The organism is Streptomyces sp. 4F14, assembly GCF_048159485.1.
Taxonomy (GTDB): domain Bacteria; phylum Actinomycetota; class Actinomycetes; order Streptomycetales; family Streptomycetaceae; genus Streptomyces.
Genome location: NZ_JBLRVY010000450.1, coordinates 1 through 305, shown reverse-complemented (window position 1 = coordinate 305; position 305 = coordinate 1). Strand labels below are relative to the sequence as shown.

1 pseudogene is annotated in these 305 nt (G+C 71.1%); it reads right to left on the bottom strand.

Annotated features, from left to right (window positions below):
• Positions 1–305 (bottom strand): annotated as a pseudogene (locus ACLZOT_RS51540) (isocitrate lyase); the annotation flags it as partial.

The window sequence follows — 305 nt, the reverse complement described above, 5'->3', positions numbered from 1 at the left end:
AGCCCGCGCGCGATGACCGGCGCCATGCCGTTGCGGACCCGGTAGAAGCCCTCGCCGGTGCGCTCACCGGTGACGAACTCGGCGTCACGCTCGTCGACGTCGGTGGTGAGGAGGTTCGCGGCGAGGGCATCCGTACGGGCGATGATGATCGTCGGCACATCGGCGATGTCCGCGGCCAGCCGCGCCGCGTTCAGGGTGCGGATGTGCTGCGAGGTCGGCACCAGCACCTTGCCGCCGAGGTGCCCGCACTTCTTCTCCGAGGCGAGCTGGTCCTCGTAGTGGATGCCGGCGGCCCCCGCCGCGAT